15 protein-coding genes and 1 pseudogene are annotated in these 16,232 nt (G+C 54.7%); 8 read left to right on the top strand and 8 right to left on the bottom strand.

Going from position 1 to position 16,232, the window contains the following annotated elements:
* The first annotated feature begins 95 nt into the window (after nucleotides 1–95).
* Nucleotides 96–1,133, top strand: coding sequence for an amidohydrolase family protein (locus HY30_RS09035; protein ID WP_051615208.1), 1,038 nt, complete (start codon nucleotides 96–98; stop codon nucleotides 1,131–1,133).
* A 166-nt stretch (nucleotides 1,134–1,299) separates the two neighbouring features.
* Here HY30_RS09035 and HY30_RS09030 read toward each other — a convergent pair whose 3' ends face one another.
* On the bottom strand, nucleotides 1,300–2,367 hold the full coding sequence (locus HY30_RS09030) for a CaiB/BaiF CoA transferase family protein (RefSeq protein ID WP_034739347.1): 1,068 nt from the start codon (nucleotides 2,365–2,367) through the stop codon (nucleotides 1,300–1,302).
* Nucleotides 2,368–2,588: 221 nt separating this feature from the next.
* On the opposite strand from HY30_RS09030, the gene HY30_RS09025 reads away from it, so the two are divergent.
* The 4 genes and pseudogenes from HY30_RS09025 (at nucleotide 2,589) to HY30_RS20465 (ending at nucleotide 5,786) form a co-directional block, all read left to right on the top strand.
* The gene (locus HY30_RS09025) at nucleotides 2,589–3,095 is read left to right on the top strand and encodes a VOC family protein (RefSeq protein ID WP_155839287.1); all 507 of its coding nucleotides are present in this window, start codon (nucleotides 2,589–2,591) and stop codon (nucleotides 3,093–3,095) included.
* A gap of 30 nt (nucleotides 3,096–3,125) precedes the next feature.
* Nucleotides 3,126–4,688, top strand: a complete 1,563-nt coding sequence (locus HY30_RS09020; protein ID WP_034739343.1) for an AMP-binding protein — start codon at nucleotides 3,126–3,128, stop codon at nucleotides 4,686–4,688.
* Between the two features lie 54 nt (nucleotides 4,689–4,742).
* Nucleotides 4,743–5,123: pseudogene (locus HY30_RS20470) on the top strand (alcohol dehydrogenase catalytic domain-containing protein); the annotation flags it as partial.
* 54 nt (nucleotides 5,124–5,177) lie between these two features.
* Nucleotides 5,178–5,786, top strand: a complete 609-nt coding sequence (locus HY30_RS20465) for a zinc-binding dehydrogenase (protein ID WP_241765685.1) — start codon at nucleotides 5,178–5,180, stop codon at nucleotides 5,784–5,786.
* Between the two features lie 222 nt (nucleotides 5,787–6,008).
* Here HY30_RS20465 and HY30_RS09010 read toward each other — a convergent pair whose 3' ends face one another.
* From HY30_RS09010 to HY30_RS09000, 3 genes are all read right to left on the bottom strand, one after another.
* Entirely contained in the window at nucleotides 6,009–7,079 is a 1,071-nt protein-coding gene (locus tag HY30_RS09010) for a phosphotransferase (RefSeq protein WP_081812149.1), read from the bottom strand.
* Between the two features lie 94 nt (nucleotides 7,080–7,173).
* A complete protein-coding gene (locus tag HY30_RS09005; RefSeq protein ID WP_034739335.1) occupies nucleotides 7,174–7,890 on the bottom strand; it encodes a FadR/GntR family transcriptional regulator in 717 nt (238 codons plus the stop codon).
* Between the two features lie 122 nt (nucleotides 7,891–8,012).
* Complete coding sequence (locus HY30_RS09000; protein ID WP_034739333.1) at nucleotides 8,013–8,924, bottom strand: VOC family protein; 912 nt, start codon at nucleotides 8,922–8,924, stop codon at nucleotides 8,013–8,015.
* Between the two features lie 305 nt (nucleotides 8,925–9,229).
* Between HY30_RS09000 and HY30_RS08995 the strand changes: the two genes are divergently transcribed.
* Together HY30_RS08995 and HY30_RS08990 are read left to right on the top strand one after the other, a co-directional pair.
* Nucleotides 9,230–10,516: an aromatic ring-hydroxylating oxygenase subunit alpha gene (locus tag HY30_RS08995; RefSeq protein ID WP_034739331.1), complete on the top strand. Its 1,287-nt coding sequence runs from the start codon at nucleotides 9,230–9,232 to the stop codon at nucleotides 10,514–10,516.
* On the top strand, nucleotides 10,513–11,034 hold the full coding sequence (locus HY30_RS08990) for an aromatic-ring-hydroxylating dioxygenase subunit beta (RefSeq protein WP_034739329.1): 522 nt from the start codon (nucleotides 10,513–10,515) through the stop codon (nucleotides 11,032–11,034). The genes HY30_RS08995 and HY30_RS08990 overlap by 4 nt, the downstream gene beginning before the upstream one ends.
* Nucleotides 11,035–11,123: 89 nt before the next feature.
* Here HY30_RS08990 and HY30_RS08985 read toward each other — a convergent pair whose 3' ends face one another.
* Entirely contained in the window at nucleotides 11,124–12,002 is an 879-nt protein-coding gene (locus HY30_RS08985) for a MaoC/PaaZ C-terminal domain-containing protein (protein ID WP_034739384.1), read from the bottom strand.
* A 344-nt stretch (nucleotides 12,003–12,346) separates the two neighbouring features.
* On the opposite strand from HY30_RS08985, the gene HY30_RS08980 reads away from it, so the two are divergent.
* Nucleotides 12,347–13,189, top strand: a complete 843-nt coding sequence (locus HY30_RS08980) for an alpha/beta fold hydrolase (protein WP_034739328.1) — start codon at nucleotides 12,347–12,349, stop codon at nucleotides 13,187–13,189.
* 185 nt (nucleotides 13,190–13,374) lie between these two features.
* Here the strand turns inward: HY30_RS08980 and HY30_RS08975 are convergent, their stop codons facing one another.
* The 3 genes from HY30_RS08975 to HY30_RS08965 form a co-directional block, all read right to left on the bottom strand.
* Nucleotides 13,375–14,046 carry a nitroreductase gene (locus HY30_RS08975; RefSeq protein ID WP_034739326.1) on the bottom strand — a complete coding sequence of 224 codons (672 nt, stop codon included), beginning with the start codon at nucleotides 14,044–14,046 and terminating at the stop codon, nucleotides 13,375–13,377.
* Between the two features lie 302 nt (nucleotides 14,047–14,348).
* On the bottom strand, nucleotides 14,349–15,446 hold the full coding sequence (locus HY30_RS08970; protein ID WP_034739324.1) for an acyl-CoA dehydrogenase family protein: 1,098 nt from the start codon (nucleotides 15,444–15,446) through the stop codon (nucleotides 14,349–14,351).
* Nucleotides 15,447–15,458: 12 nt separating this feature from the next.
* Nucleotides 15,459–16,232, bottom strand: a 774-nt coding sequence (locus tag HY30_RS08965) for an acyl-CoA dehydrogenase family protein (protein WP_277812966.1), incomplete at its 5' end; no start/stop codon positions are given.

Raw genomic sequence — 16,232 nt, 5'->3', positions numbered from 1 at the left:
CCGTTCCTGGAGACAGGAGCGGGTCGATACGCATAAGATTACCTTTCCTGAGATAGAAAACACGGTCGAAGCGATCACCGAATGGAGAATAAGAATTGTCAAATCTGATCGATGTCCACGCTCATGTCACGCCGAGCAGCTTCCCGGCCTGTCCAGCGGACACCCTGGCTCCGAACTGGCCCTGCATGAGGTGTGCGTCGAGCGTGGATGCGACGCTTTTGATAGGCGACAAGCCGTTCAGACAACTCGACAACAGATCCTGGGACGTGTCGAGACGGTTGGAAGATATGGACCGGGACGGTGTCGCCGTTCAGGTATTGTCACCCATGCCAGAGCTGTTGTCTTACTGGATTGATGTGCAGGGTGCAGAAGCGCTATGTGACTACGTGAATGGGCAAATTGGCGATATGAATGCTGCGGCCCCCAAGCGCTTTAGGGGCCTTGGGGCCTTGCCTCTTCAAAACCCCACAGAGTCCATGAGGTATCTCCAGAGAATTCGCGATAATTTCGGACTTTTAGGCGTGGAGATCGGAAGCAACATCAACGGTCGGTTGCTGGGAGACAGGTTGTTCGACCCATTCTGGGAGGCTGCAGAAGCGCTGGACATGGCGGTGTTTGTGCACGCACTCCATCCTGTCGCAGTGAAATCACTCGATGTCACGCCAGTCTTTACCGCCTTTGCCGGATTCCCGATTGACGTCGCCATGAGTGCGGCCTCCATGATGATGGAGGGTACCCTGCTTCGGTTTCCAAAACTGAGAGTCGGGTTCAGCCATGGTGGGGGGGCGTTGAGTTCCATTCTTGGGCGTCTCGACAAGGGATGGGCTGCGACGGCTGGCTTCGGGATTGACGGTCTAGAGGCACCGAGTGTGCAAGCCGCAAAGCTCTTTTACGATAGTAATGTCTACGATCCGGCTACCTTGGCGCATGCGGCGACTGTCATGGCGCCTGGGCACGTATTTGCAGGAACGGACTATCCCTACCTGATCCAGCAAGAGAACCTGGCAGCTTTTTTGGCGTCAACCGGTCTTGGTGCGACAGATATAGACAGCCTTCGAGAGGGCGCGGCCCGAAAGTTTCTTAAATCGGATTTTGACGCTTTCATCCCAACGCAAACTCACAGCCATGGCTAGTGCTGACCACAAAATCCGAGTTGGAGCCTCTGAGCCCGTCCGATTCTGACTAAGTTGCACCGATGCCCCAACGTGCATGGCGCGGCAACGATAGTATTGCGGGTGCCGCCGTCTTCCGGATCGGATTGTCGTCCCTAGAAATTATGCCTGGGCGGCCGCGGGAAACCTAAGTCTCCGCAGCGTCCTGGTAAGCAATGGTTTCGGGAATCTTCGGGCGGGCTAGCGGCGTCAAAGAATAGCGAGGTGCGGGCGCGGGTTGTACAATACCGCTAACGTCCACGAACGAACCGCGGGCTTTCGCGTGATGGTGCAGGGGCGCTTCACTCATGCTCAAGACGGGTGCAAAGCAAATGTCGGTGCCCTCCATCAGGGTGCACCATTCGGCTTGGGATTTTTCCTTGAAGGCAGATGCAACGACTGCCTTGAGTTGAGGCCAGAGGGCGACGTTCATTTGGTCTGAAAGCCTCGCGTCGTGCTCCAGTCCCAAGGATTGCAGGAACAGCGCGTAAAACTGGGGTTCGATCGCCCCCACTGAGACGAATTTCTCGTCCTTCGTCTGATAAACACCGTAAAAATGCGCTCCCCCATCGACCACATTCGATTCGCGTTCATCCCGCCATTGGCCTGTCGCCACATAGGAGTAAAAAGCTGACATCAAAAGTCCTGCGCCTTCCGCCATGGCGCAGTCGATGATCTGTCCTTGACCGGTGCTGCGCGCGTGGAGCATCGCGGCCGTGAGCGAGAAGGCGAGCAGCATTCCGCCGCCGCCGAAGTCGCCGACCAGCGCGAGTGGCGGGACTGGGTGAGCAGCAGGGCCGATCGCATGTAGCGCGCCGCTTAAGGCAACGTAGTTGAGATCATGGCCAGCCGCCTTCGCGTAAGGGCCCGTTTGCCCCCATCCCGTCATTCGGCCGACAACAAGCCTGGCATTGTCTTGAAGCAGCTTTTCAGGAGCGAGCCCAAGCCGCTCCAGTGTGCCAGGGCGCATGCCTTCGAAAAGCGCGTCAGCGTCCTTGATTAGCTCAAGCAAGTGCTCCCGATCACCCGGAGCCTTGAGGTCGAGGTGAACAATCTTGCGGGACCGAAGCATTGCGTCGCGCGTATCGACGTGAGCTCCCGGACGTTCGATACGGATCACCGTTGCACCAGCATCTGCAAGCATCATTCCGCAGAAGGGTCCCGGACCGATACTGCCCAATTCTATGATCTTTAGTCCTTGAAGCGGTCCCGGCATAAAGGCTCCTTCCTTTTTCCACGGGGTGTGGTCTTGTTAATCCATATAGAACATACGAACTAAATGGAAGCTCGCTGAAATCCATGGCTGGTGAACGCTGGAACAGTGTTGCATCTTGATTGTTTCACGAGCGACAGTCTGCGAAGACAAATGAGAGCTACTCGTACTCGATCGCCATCGTCCGCTATTGTGATCGCAGGGGCATATGCTAGGTTTCCAGAATGAAACAAACGTTCCAGATCAATGGAGCATCAGTGCGGTTGCCTTTGCCAAGGAGGGCAGGAAAAACGATGGCCCGAATTTCTGGGAATATTTGTCAAGTCGGCAAAGACGAAGAATTGGAACCCGAACTGTCGATTGCTCTGGTTTTCTCCGCCAGCCCCCGGATGGAGTTGAATCAGCATCACAGTCAGGCGCTCTCGACTTATCTGGAGTTTCGGCAACGCTTTTGCCAAGGTCTGCATCATCTGTGTGGGCGTAGAGTAGATGGATTTGATGACGCCATATCCTTGTCCAAGGCAGCAGGGATTTCAGTAAACTCCGAAGGAAAGATGGCGCGTCGGAGCCGCTTGGCATATCTCGCGACAGACTTGCACCCAGGCGAAATCATCGAGATCGGAGAGGCGTCGGCCAAGACGGAGGCTTTGTTCAGGGAGGCTCATGCAGCCGCTAGCTGGTATGGGGTGACGCAGCGCATTCCTGTCTTGTACCCGCACCGCAGGCACTAGAAACGCCGACTTATAATTTGAGGGCTGAAGATGAATAGCATGACGTCGGGAGGATCGCTGGCCGCGATCGTGGTTGATTCCGTAAGGCGGTTCGGCGACCGGCCAATGATCTCTGATGATCACGCGTCGCTTACCTATTCCGAGCTCGGCGATATGGTTGGACGGTTCGGTGCGCTCTACCGTTCGATAGGTTTATCCAAAGGAGACGGCATAGGCCTTTTGACGGGAAACAGAGTGGAGACGTGGGCTGCGATCTGTGCTGCAGCTGTGTTCGGATTGAGGTTTACGCCTCTTCATCCGCTGGCAGGTGAGGACGATCATGTTCACATCATCGGAGATGCTGAACTGCGTGTGCTCTTCTTTGACCCCGACAAGTTCGGCGCGCGGGCAGTCGCCATCCGGTCCAGAGTGGAAGATTTAAAAATATTTGGCTTTGGTCCGGCGAACGATGTCGAAGATGCGCTTGCGGCCTTGACGACAGTCTCCCCTCTGGAACTCGAGGATCGCGCAGAGCCTGAAGACCTCGTCATGTTGGCTTATACTGGAGGGACGACGGGAAGATCAAAAGGTGTGATGCTACCTCACCGTGCTCTATCTGTGATGGCGACCATCATCGCCGCTGAGTGGGAGTGGCCGCTTGATATTCACTACGCGTTGATGACACCCATAAGTCACGCGGCAGGCGTCAACATCTATCCTGTGATGTTGATGGGCGGTCGGGTCCGACTCCTTCCTGGTTTTGATGTTACGAGGTTTTGCGAAGTCGTTGAGCGAGAAAATATCAGCGCCACCTTCCTGGTGCCTACGCTGATCAATACCCTCATTGAATCAGGTGATGTGATTGAGCGATACGATCTGTCCAGCTTGAAGCTCGTGATCTATGGGGCGGCACCGATGTCACTGGATCGATTGGCGATGGCAATCGCGATGTTTGGACCGGTATTCCTGCAACTCTACGGCCAGACAGAGGCGCCGCAAGTTCTCACCACGTTGCGTATCGTCGATCACGATTTGGCACGGCCGGACTTGCTGGGCTCGTGCGGACGGGCGACAACGCTGACACAAATTCGTCTGTTCGATGTCGATATGAACGAAGTTGGTGTCGGTGAGCCCGGAGAGTTATGCGTGAGGGGGCCTTTAGTCTGCAATGGCTATTGGAAACAGCCAACCCAGACCGACGCGCTTTTCAAAGGTGGCTGGCTGCATACCGGCGACGTTGCCGTGCAAGACGCGCAAGGCTATTTCACGATCGTTGATCGTATCAAGGACCTGATCATCAGCGGGGGATTCAACATTTACCCGCGCGAAGTCGAAGACGCACTGATGGCGCATCCCGGCGTGGCCTCGGCAGGTGTCGTAGGGATTCCGGATCTGAAGTGGGGTGAAGCCGTTAAGGCGTTCGTGGTTAGACGCGCTGGAGCGATCGTCGAGGAGCGTGAGCTCCAGGAGCATGTCAAAGCAATCCGCGGCGCTCCCTGGTCTCCCAAGTCAATTGAATTTCGATCCAAACTGCCACTAACAGGTATCGGTAAACTTGACCGGAAAGCGCTGCGTGAGCCCTATTGGCAGGCCGCGAACAGGTCTGTGTCTTGACGATGAGCGACGGCAAAAAAAATCTCAGCACCAACATTTCGAAGAGGACACCAAATGAAGGCGTTATGTTACAATGGGCCCTACGATGTACGGTATGAGAGTGTCGACGACGCAACCCTTCGTGACAAGCAAGACGTCCTCGTAAAGGTTACCGCTTGCAGTATTTGCGGAAGTGACTTGCACATCTACCATGGCGCGGGCGCGGGGTTTACTGAAGGAGTTGGTTTCTGCATCGGTCACGAAGCCGTGGGGGAGGTCGTCGAGACGGGCTCTGGTGTAAACCGGTTCAAATCCGGAGACCGTGTGATGATCCCGGGAGCAGTCGGGTGTGGGTCTTGCCGCAATTGCTTGCGGGGCAACGTGCGTAACTGTCTCAATGGGAAACAGCAGGTGTTCGGCCTTGGGCACGCCTTGCAAGGATCTCAGGCTGAAGCTGTACGGGTACCATTCGGTGACTTTAATCTGGGTGCCATTCCTGAGGGCGTGTCCATGGACCAGGCGTTGATGCTTACGGATGCTCAGGCGACTGCATGGTTCGGATGCAGGAACGCTGATATCGAAGCGGGTGATGATTTTGTTGTCATCGGCCTCGGTCCAATCGGATTGATGGCAATCGACAGTGCGATTGTCATGGGCGCCGGCCGGGTATTCGCTGTGGATCCAATCAAGGAGCGTCGCGATATCGCGAGCCGGCTGGGTGCGATTGCTCTCAGCCCCGACGAAGCGATAGACCGCGTACGTGATGAAACGAAGGGATTGATGGCCGACAAGGTACTGGAAGCTGTCGGCGCTGACGCAACGATTGCGATGGCCCTTCAAATGGCACGCCGTGAGGGCGTCGTATCCGTTATCGGCGTGAACAAGAATATGGCATTTCCTTTTCCGATGGGAGCATCGCTCAGCAAGGGGGTGACATTCAGAATCGGCACGACCTCTCCGCCACAGACGTGGCAGGAGCTCGTACCTTTGGTGCAGCAGGGCCGATTGAAACCAGAACAGTTCATTACGACACGTCTGGCGCTCAAGGATGGTGCTGAAGCTTACCGGCAACTGGATGCGCGCGTCCCAAATGTCTTGAAAACTGTGATCACTCCCTGACGGTTAGCGATCATTTGGAAGAATAGTTTTTGATTGAGGATTCAATGCGCTGGGAATCGAGCACCACCGTCGAATCATGCCGCAATTCTGGCGATTAAACAATCCATCGGAGTGCTTCCTGCCTTTCGAAGGCCAGATTAGGAACCGTGCTGCGGATCAAACGAATTAGCGGGGAGGGCAGGTGTAGCCAGCAGCTATTGCTCGGCTTTCTGCCCGACAATTTCAATCCAGTCCAAGCGCATCGAGAGTCTCGAGATCTGCAGCCGCATCGAGTGCGCGCAGGGCCGAGATAGTTGTTACTTCCTCTGTTTGCATATCAAAAGGATTTAACACTGATCCGACCAGATTGTGCATATTGTTTTGCCGATACGACAAGAACAACTCATCGAAACTCGGAAGGTCAGGGACACGGTGAGCCTTGAGGACGTCTCTATAAAGCGCAATCAGATCGCGCTCGGCGCTTCGTCTTCGTTCGGCCGTAAGAGACGTCACAATCAGCTCTGCATGATCATGACCAGGCGCGCCCGGGAATACGCATTGCCAGTCAAGGAAACCTGGTGCTCCGTCCGACTCGTAAAACAGATTTCCGCAGTGGCAATCTCCGTGGACGAGCGTTCGCGCAATCGAGTCATCTATTGACCACATACGCTCCAAGCCAGCGAGCGCAGATTCACGGGTTGGAAATGCTGCTTGAAGAGCAGATCCATAGGTTCTTTCGAGAACGGCAGACCAATGAGATGGTCTGCAAAGATAGCGAAAAAAGGTGCGCTGTGGATCTTTCCAGTGCGAAAATGCGGGCAGGCGCGGATCGTTCCAGAAACGCGCGTGCAATTTGCCCAAGCCTTCAATGACGGCCGCAATCGTGTCCACTGTTGTATCGTCGGTTGCATGCCCAAAGCGTACGCCTCGCGCCGAGAGATCTTCCAGGACAAGCACGCCTTGCTTGGCGGCTTCATCGAAGCCTGCATAATAAGCGTGTGGAATATTGATCGGTGCATCGCTCGCGAACTCATTAAAAAACTGGGCTTCCTGAACTAACGCCGCCCAGACCCGTTTTCGCATGACGTCATCAAACCCGCCTTTGACGTAGACCGTGTCGGGAAGGTCAGAATGGCCGGCGCGATTGTCGTAATCCAATTCGAAGCGTGCCGAGCTTGCAGTACCTGATCTGGCATCACTTCGGGCCGCGCGCTTGATCCGGACTCCTGGAAAAGCATCGCCAAGTGCGTCAGAGAGCCAGTCGGACGTAACCTCATCAAGCGACATGGGTAGCGGCTGAAACGATGTCACCATGATGAAAGCGGCCTGATAATTAAAATGATTGTATTACTAGACCGCAAGCAAGTCCCGCCGTCAACGACGTCGAGAGCCGGCTTTGCGAAAATATTTAATCGTGACGACGTTCTTCCGAAACAATGTGCTGATGAAGAAACTCGAGATAATCCCGCATTATCTTGCGCGCGCCTTCAACATCGCCGGTTTTCATATGATCGAGAAATCGCGTTCGGACGCCGACGAGATCGAAATTCAAGGGTCTGTGAAGTGGATGGATTGCCTGATACACGATTTGTGAAAGTGCTTTCACGATAACGACCAGAACCCTGTTGCCTGTGGTTTCGGCGAGAAGTGAGTAGAACAGCTGGGTGGCGGACGGATCGGTTCCCGCAGTGCCGTTCTCCAGATGGTGTCGTGTCCGCTCAATATCGGCTGAAAGTGCATCGAAGTCCGCAATGCTGGCATTGGCGCAGGCTAGCCGGACGACGATGTCCTGTATTTCAATTCTGGCATCGGTCAGTTCACGAAGTGAGAGGTGACCGACGTCGAGAATACTCTGAAACGGCAGCACGAGCCCCATGTCAGTTCCCAACACAAATGCCCCACCTTGCGCGCCCTTTTTGAGTTCAATGAGGCCAGCGAATTCCAGGCTTCGCAACGCCTCGCGAACCGCAGTTCTGCTGATTCCAAACTGTACTGCCAAGTCGCGCTCGGCCGGAAGCTTATCTCCTGATTTCAAAGATCCGTCGGCGATCTGTGCGCGAATCTGATCGCAAACGTCTTCGAATAGCCGCCGGGACTGGACGGGAAGAAAAGTATTGGATGACATAAGTTAAGCCTATATCTGACGTCAGGCCATGCTACGCGTCTTGCATCGGACTAACCAAGAGGTGTCGACGGGAAATGCGATATGCTGCCCGAAAACCCTCACTTGGACCATCATGAACTTGACTAGCGGTCGCGACCAGCGGTTTCGATTTCTCCGACTTTCGCAAAATCCGGTTCTGGAAGACCGCCCCAATGATCGACCGATTCAACCGTCATGGGGAAGAGTCTTGGTGCACGGGGGGCGTGCTCGGGAAATTCTTCCATCCCGTAGCTGTATTCGAGCGTAAGTCCATCCGGATCAAGGAAGTAGAAAAACACGGATTCGGACTGGGGGTGCTTCCCTGGGCCATACACGATAGGAATCGTTTTTGACTTCATCCGTGTATTTGCGCGTCCGATATCGTCCATGTCGGTTACCATGAAATTCACATGGTGAAGTTGCGCCGCCTTGCCGGCGCCGACTCCAAAGGAGTGATGAAGCGGGTTCGGGAAGCAACGCATGTGAACGACGCCGTTTTCGATCCGATCAGACACTTTGAAATTCATGTTTTCAGAAAAGAAGCGCTCAGTTGCGGCCATGTCAGCGCTCGCCAGAACAACGTGACCGAGCCGGGCGATCTTGGTATGTGTTGGCTCAAATGCGCTGTCTGCGTGGTCCATATGGGAATAGAATTCCATTGTCGCGCCTGTCGTTGGCTCGGTCATTCGAAATCCGCCATCGATCGCCATCTCCACGGCGTCCGCATTCGATACCGGCCTTGTGACTATTCCAATGCTCCGAAAATGCCGGTCGAGTGCTTCCAACTGCTCGGGAGACTCCATTTGCCATCCAATTCTTTTGAGTCCGGGCGCGTCGGATTGAAATAACACAATGTCGTGGTGGCGATCACTGCAGCGCAAGAATACCGCATCAACATTTGTCTCCACGCGCCTCAAGCCGACCATTGTTTCATAGAACTCGGCCGACTTTTCGAGGTCGGTTACGTTCAGCGCCAGATAACCGAGGCGTTCAAAGCGTGCGTTGGATTGGGCCATGGGTCGTCCTCCCGAAGGGCTCGTTTCTAGGTACAATGGTCCAACCAATACAGAAGCATCGCTGTCTTAGTCAAGGCGAGCAGATGGGAAGCCATTGGATTCAAGGTGTCTCGAAATGTCGCAGCGTTAAGAATTGACAGAAATCATGCCAAGATTAATGGTCCAACCAATGGCCCAACGTGCAAGGCAAGCCGATTTCGATTGGGTCATTGTGGTCGCCTGGCCCGACAATGTTGGGCCGAGCCAGGCGACAGAAGTGTGGGGCTGCGCCGAGCGCGGTTCGAAAACAGAAAGCGGAGGACACTATGAGTGTTGCAGAGAAGGCTCGTCAAAAATCACGCGCGAGTCCCTACATCGTCGATGATCGCGAGCGCGGGCTCTTTCGGGTTGCAAGAACGACGTTCATCGATGAGGAAATCCTCGCCCAAGAGCGCGACAAGATTTTTAATCGGTGCTGGCTTTATCTTGGTCACAAATCTGAGCTGCCAAATCCGAACGACTTCTTGACGCGCAATGTTGGCGGCAAGGAGGTTATTTTCAATCGCGACAGAAAGGGTGTTTTCCGCGCATTCATGAATACCTGCCCGCATCGCGGCGCGATGGTCGAACGCCAGGCGAGAGGAAATGCGCTGGCTTTCAGGTGTTTCTACCATGGCTGGGCCTTCAACAATAACGGCAATTTTGCTACGCGCATGCAAGCTGGCACCTATCCGGAGGATTTCAATTCCGACGGTTGCGCCAATCTACGGAGCGTCCCCAAACTGGCTGAATATGCCGGCTTCTATTTCCTGAATTACGATGCTGGTGCGGTATCGCTGGATTCATACCTGGCCGACGCGCGCAGCATTCTGGATCTCCTCAGCCAACACGGCCCAGAGGGCGTGGAGGTGATCGGCGGAGAGCAGAAGTACAGTATTCGTGCCAACTGGAAACTGCTGATGGAGAACAGCTATGATGGCTATCACGCTGTCGATACGCACGGGACATATTTCGAATATCTTGCAGATGCGATTGGCGGACCAGCTGAAATGCCAACCGAGACGTTTGTCTGGGATCTTAAGAATGGGCATGCTGCGATCGAAGGTAACGCGCCATGGGGAAGGCCGGTCGCCAAGTGGATTCCAGCGTGGGGTGAACAAGCGAAGACCGAGGTAGAGGACATCAAGCGCGAACTGGTTGCGCGTGTGGGCGAGGAGCAAGCTAACAGAATAGCCGTTCTCGGACGCAATACGGGAATCTTTCCAAACCTCGTCCTCAACGATATTATGGCCGTGACCGTCCGTACTTTTTATCCCTTGTCTCCAGGCAATATGAACATCAGTGCCTGGGCGCTGGGCGTGACAGGTGAGTCTGAGGCATTCAGGAAGCGCCGCCTAGACAACTTCCTGGAATTCCTCGGCCCGGGCGGCTTCGCTACACCCGACGATGTTGAGGCGCTTGAATCAGCACAAAGAGGGTATGCGGCTGTCGATGAAGTCGCATGGAATGACATTTCCCGGGGTATGTTGAAGTCGAAATTCGATGCGACCGACGAGGAGCAAATGCGATGTTTCTGGCGGGAATGGGCAGATCGAATGGAGGATCAGAAATGAGTTCGGTAACGCAGGATATTATTTCGTCTCAGGTGCAATCCCTGAGTCAGGCTGAGATCGAAGCATTTCTATTCGAAGAAGCGGCGATGCTGGATGAATGGCGCCTGGATGACTGGTTTGCACTTTTCCTGGAGGGGGCGATCTACGAAGTGCCTCAAGCTGGAGCGTCAGATGAGGCGAGTTCGTCGAGAAATCTCTTCTATATTTCTGACAACTATTTCAGATTAAGGCATCGTGTCGAGCGGTTGAAAAAGCCGGGGAACCACTCTGAATGGCCACGGTCAGTCTGTTCGCGATTGATCGGAAATGTCAGGGTTTTAGGGGCAGAGGGCGGCAATTACATTGCGAAGAGCAAGTTCATTACCCATCGATCCAAAAACGACATTACGGACATGTTTTGCGGGCATCACATGTACAAACTGAAACTGATCGACGGGCACATCCGGATTGCTGAGAAGCGCACGCAGATTGATATGAATACACTGCGTCCACAAGGCCGTATCAGTATCGTGGTTTGACGCAAAAGTTACTCTTGTGCCGCCGGCTCACACGCCGGCGGCACGATTGCCAATGGTCCGGCCGATAGTCCAGGCAACTAAGTCCGGCACTAGATCAACAGCTTGGTCATTCCATTTCGGATTGCAGTCACGTTCCGGGCTTCGACGTGTGCCTCGAAGGAGACGACACTGTCGTCTTTCCACAGATAGACGGTCAATTCCTCGCCCGGATAGACAGGAGCTGAAAAGCGGACTTCATGATGCGCAATCATCAGGGGATCAAAATCGCAGAATTCAGAAAGTACGGCGCGGCAACAGATGGCAAAAGTGCATAGACCGTGCAAGATCGGCTGGTGGAATCCGGCAGCGAGCGCGGCATCGGGATCGGCATGGAGGGGATTGAGATCTCCAGATTGGCGATAGAGCAAAGCTTGACCGGGTGTGGTCGAAATCCTGACCGTGCGGTCCGGAGAACGCGCCGGAATGGAGTGTGGTGCAGGCTGACCGTCCCGAGGGCCACCAAAGCCACCTTCCGCTCGCGCGAAGCTCGTCGTCCTGATGGTCGCGAGGGGCAGTGTATCTCCGTCGAGCGTCATCGTCTTTTCTTGAGAAAAAACGGCCCCTTTTCCGTGGCCCTTGTCCCAGGCACCCAGGATGCGGCCATGCGCCGTGGCGCATCCTTCCGGTGGAAAAGGTCGATGGAGTGTTACTGCATGTTCGCCGTGAAGGACGTATCGGTAGTCAATTCCGATGTCTTCAAGCGGCCCGCCATGAAAACCCACAACGACGGGGAATGTAGGGAATACTTTCACGTTTGCTTCGTACACAAAGTCGAGTTCTGCCCGGTCCAACGGGTCGGTTCCGAGGCCAATCCCAAGAGCATATAGAATAGCGTCCTTGGTGGTCCACTTGTGGTTCGTTTCTTTCGTCAGGGACATGATACGATCATGATCGATGACGGGTAATGAGGGGTCTCGACGGATTTCCATTGTCGTGGGCTCCAATTTGTTGGCGCTTGTCTGCGGCCGCATGCAGATTTCATGATGCCGGATGTTTGGCCAGGCCACCTGACTGAGTGATCCTGGAGTCGATTCAAGTATGTCTTACCAAGAAATTCAAAACAAGCGCTTTAACTTTTTCTGCGTATATGGCAAACAGGATTGACAAGATAAAGCTGGTTGGGGCGACGAGACCAAAGTGATGACAAAAGTGATCAGTCAGTGCTTTCGCGGTCGATCAGAACCGGTCAATTCCCGGGTGGAACCGAAGCTGCGGCCGAGGGCCCGGATGTCAGTCGTGAAAATCAAACAAAAGCCCACAAGGAGCGAAACCCATGGCAAAACCTACAATGCCCGAGAGCCACTATGCGGACCTTCCCGCCGGACGCATTCGTTATCATGAGGTCGGTTCAGGGCCAGCCGTGATATTCATTCATGGTGGAGGACCAGGAGCTTATGGCTACAGTAATTTTAGCCGCAACATGCAAGCAATGGCTGACAAGGGATTCCGTTCGATTGTCTATGATCATCCAGGTTTTGGAGAATCGACGAACCGGAAAATAAAGGGCGGTATGTTTGACGCAATGGCCGCAGCATTGCTGGAGCTTATGGATTTTCTCGGTTTGGATAAAGCCAGCCTGGTCGGCAACTCACTGGGTGGCGGCACTGCGCTAGTGATGGCGCTCGATCACCCCGAGCGGGTCGACAAGCTCATCCTCATGGGACCAGGCGGCGGAATGCCGGTGACGTCCACCTTTCCAACGGAGGGGATCATGCGTATGGCGACCTTCTATGATGGAGATGGTCCTTCTTTGGAGAAAGTGGACCGCGTTATCGATTTGCTCGTCTATGATCGATCGGACATCACACCAGAACTTGTCAAACAGCGACTTGAAACTGCGACGAGACCGGAAGTTCTTGCGTCTCCTCCGTTGGCTGGACAGGTGCATAATAAAGCCAACGATATGTGGCGACGTGACCTGGAGAGCATCGCGCACGAAACACTGATCATCTGGGGCATGGAAGATCGTGTTCTCCCTGTTGATATGGCCTTCCAGTTCCTGCGGCGCATCCCAAATGCCGATCTGCATATCTATTCGAAATGTGGGCACTGGGCGCAGTGGGAAAAAGCTGATGAATTCAATTCTCTGATCGCCGACTTCATCACGAACGGATAAAAGCATCCCCGGATCGCATGATTGATTGCTGCTCGTAAGAGTGGGTTCGCGATCCGGGGACCCGTTCCGACCATACAATAGCGTGTAGGCGTTAAACGCTGCGTTGGCGCAGGGATGGGTTAGCAATTCGCTGCATGGGTATTTGCAATGCAGACGATTGGTACCTGTTGTCGTTTTGGGGCGTTCTAGAAGCCGCGCAAGTCTGCAGTTTCGTCCAGGCAAGCGCGTTCGGCGCGGAGCGTGTTCACCGGATGGGACGTGTCAGGCTTGCCGACCGCCATGCCGCACCAGATCATTTCGCTAGCCCCAAGTTTGAAATATTCCTTCAGGGCAGGGCGCAACATCCCCCAGCATTCCTGAAAACAGCTTCCCCAGCCCCGTTCTTCGGCCAGCAGGGCGAGCGTCTGAAGATACATGCCCGTATGGCCCCACTGACCATGACCCATGCGCTCGTCAATCACCACGAAAACGGCAACTGGCGCACCGAAAAACCGGAAATTGTTAGAGAACCATGCTGCACGGCCCTCGCGGTTTTCTCGAGGAATGTCGAGCACTTCATACATCATTTCGCCAACACGGCGTCGTCGCGATTCATAAGGTTCCCAGAGGTCCTTGGGATAGATCGGCCGATCCGTTTCCTGACCGCGGGGATTGGCAGCAATAACGGGAGCGGCCATTTTGACCAGATCATCTTTGGCCTGCCCGGCTAGGACGATGGTGCGCCATGGCTGCGTATTTCCACCTGATGGAGCGCGTTGGGCCTGAGATAGCCAGTCGCGGATTTCAGATTCAGATAGCGGATCCGGCAGAAAGGCCCGCGTGGAAATACGTTGCGTTACAGCTCTGCAAACATCCATTCATTTGCTCCTATTGTCCTTTGATGAACATCAGTCAGTCTTGTGCAACGATATAAATAATATCGATACGGACGAACTAGCGGTATTATTTCACAATCGCGTGTGGGAGCTGATTATTCATCATCCGCTCTAGTCTTCTTCTTGAGCGACTGGAGAATGCGTCCCGGTTGGTCTTCGAGAGCAGTTCCACAACAGTTGAGTGGATCAATAATCCGTCCGCATCTGCCATTGGCCGAAACACCGAAAGTCGTATTGTGTCCCGGTCTCACTGGTAGTCAGCCAAACACGCTCAGCTTGGCGGCTCACGCTGCTTCGTGCGACTCGATCCAGTGAACAATTTCTTCTCTCTGTTGCCTTGGAGCGCCCAAGAGTTCGGAATTGGCCCTGGCCCGCTTGTAATAGAGATGGTTCTTCATTTCCCAGGTAAATCCGATCGCGCCAAAAATCTGGATGTTCCGGTGCGTCGCGGCTTTGTAGGATTCGCTGGTATACGCCTGTGCCATGGCCGCGGCCAGAGAGGCTCGCTCGTCATCGACGCTGAGCGTCCAGGCGGCATATTGCACGCCGGCTGTGGCGCATTCGCTCTGCGCGGCGATCTCGGCAAGTTGGTGCTTGATCGCCTGGAACGCGCCGATGGGTCTGCCAAATGCGACACGCTCGCTTGCATAGCCTACCGAGTCGGCGAGAGAGGCGGCTATGCCTGCGGCGCTCTCGGCCGCAAGGATCAGATAGAGACGGTCTTTAACCCAGGGCCAGACGCCGCCTGAATGCTCCAGGCGCTCCGCCTGCACGTCCTTGAAACTGACTTTGCAGACCTGGCGTGTGATGTCCCTCCATGGCAACACGGAAACACTGACGCCCTCTGCATTCCGGTCTACGACGAAGAACGTGTCATCCTGAGTCATGACGATAATCTTGTCAGCAGAATCGGCGTCGACGACATATGTCTTCTCGCCGTTCAGAAGGCTTGCGCCTTTAGCTGCACTTACAGTGACCCCGTCGCCGACCTTTCCGTCTGCGTCGGTCAAAGCGAGACAAAGCTTCATCTCGCCACCAGCGACGCGCTGCAGAATGTCTGCTTTTTGGGTTTCCGACCCGGCCTTCTCAACCGCCCAGGCACCTGCCAGCGTGCCAAACATGGGAACCGGCGCGAGTGTACGTCCGATTTCTCCAATGATCATGATGAGATCAATATAGTCCATTCCCAGACCGCCATACTGTTCTGGAATGACAATTCCAGGCCAACCAAGCTCGACGATCTTTCGCCAGAGTCCGTCATAGTCGGCGTCCATCACCGTGCGGCCATGAGTAAGCAGGACTGAAAGATCGACCTCCTTGTCCAGAAAGTTTGCCGCGGAGTCGCGCAAGGCGACATGGTCTTCGCTGAGTGAAAAGTTCATTAGAGGCTCCTATCAGCTCGCCGCTTTGAGTTTGGTCTTGTTGATTTCTTCGAACGGCATTTTAGCAGTCGGATCACTGTCTCTCGGTAACCGGAGCAGATGTTCGGCTACGGTATTTTTCAAAATTTCCTGAGTGCCGACGCCAAGGGTGGAAGCCGGCCCGAACCAGAACGCGTAGTCCCAGTTGTTGAAAAGGCCGTAATGCTTTTCCGGCAAGGGCAGGACGTCCGGGTTGACGAGCATGCCAGCCGCTCCCTGGCTGCGTTTTGCGAGGTCACTCAGCTTCTGGCCGTGAGGCGATGCGATCATCTTGCCCAGATTGCCCTCGAGGCCGGCAGGTTTGCCGTTTAATCGATTGCTCATATTGCGATACACGAGGAGGCGCAGCATTTCGCCTTCAATGTAGAGCTGAGCCGCTTCGTCGCGGACGAGAGGATCCTTGATTTTTCCGGTTGCAATCAGTCCTGAGACAAGTTCACGTGCAGTGGGTCCAAATCCCCAGACGGCACCGGGCTTTGTCATTGCCGAACGCTCAGTCTGCAATTGTTCCATGACAAGGCGCCAGCCATCGCCTTCCTTGCCCAGAAGCCGATCAGCCGGAATGCGCACGTCATCGAAAAAAACTTCGTTATATTCGTTCTCTTCCCCGGACATGTCGTAAATGGGCCTGACGGTCACGCCGGGCGTATTCATGTCCAGAATAAACTGACTCAATCCCTTATGCTTGGGTTGCGACGGATCCGTTCGCGCGACCAGAACCCCGATGGTTGCCTTGTCGGCTGCCGA

This window comes from Hyphomonas chukchiensis (assembly GCF_000682695.1).
Taxonomy (GTDB): domain Bacteria; phylum Pseudomonadota; class Alphaproteobacteria; order Caulobacterales; family Hyphomonadaceae; genus Hyphomonas; species Hyphomonas chukchiensis.
The sequence above is the reverse complement of the archived record's forward strand: the minus strand, read 5'-3'. Positions and strand labels throughout refer to the sequence as shown.

Coding starts and splice junctions, on each gene's coding strand:
- HY30_RS09030 (WP_034739347.1), bottom strand. CDS start 2,367: ATGCCGGGACCGCTTCAAGGACTAAAGATCATAGAATTGGGCAGTATC.
- HY30_RS09025 (WP_155839287.1), top strand. CDS start 2,589: ATGAAACAAACGTTCCAGATCAATGGAGCATCAGTGCGGTTGCCTTTG.
- HY30_RS09020 (WP_034739343.1), top strand. CDS start 3,126: ATGAATAGCATGACGTCGGGAGGATCGCTGGCCGCGATCGTGGTTGAT.
- HY30_RS20465 (WP_241765685.1), top strand. CDS start 5,178: ATGGACCAGGCGTTGATGCTTACGGATGCTCAGGCGACTGCATGGTTC.
- HY30_RS09010 (WP_081812149.1), bottom strand. CDS start 7,079: ATGGTGACATCGTTTCAGCCGCTACCCATGTCGCTTGATGAGGTTACG.
- HY30_RS09005 (WP_034739335.1), bottom strand. CDS start 7,890: ATGTCATCCAATACTTTTCTTCCCGTCCAGTCCCGGCGGCTATTCGAA.
- HY30_RS09000 (WP_034739333.1), bottom strand. CDS start 8,924: ATGGCCCAATCCAACGCACGCTTTGAACGCCTCGGTTATCTGGCGCTG.
- HY30_RS08995 (WP_034739331.1), top strand. CDS start 9,230: ATGAGTGTTGCAGAGAAGGCTCGTCAAAAATCACGCGCGAGTCCCTAC.
- HY30_RS08990 (WP_034739329.1), top strand. CDS start 10,513: ATGAGTTCGGTAACGCAGGATATTATTTCGTCTCAGGTGCAATCCCTG.
- HY30_RS08985 (WP_034739384.1), bottom strand. CDS start 12,002: ATGGAAATCCGTCGAGACCCCTCATTACCCGTCATCGATCATGATCGT.
- HY30_RS08980 (WP_034739328.1), top strand. CDS start 12,347: ATGGCAAAACCTACAATGCCCGAGAGCCACTATGCGGACCTTCCCGCC.
- HY30_RS08975 (WP_034739326.1), bottom strand. CDS start 14,046: ATGGATGTTTGCAGAGCTGTAACGCAACGTATTTCCACGCGGGCCTTT.
- HY30_RS08970 (WP_034739324.1), bottom strand. CDS start 15,446: ATGAACTTTTCACTCAGCGAAGACCATGTCGCCTTGCGCGACTCCGCG.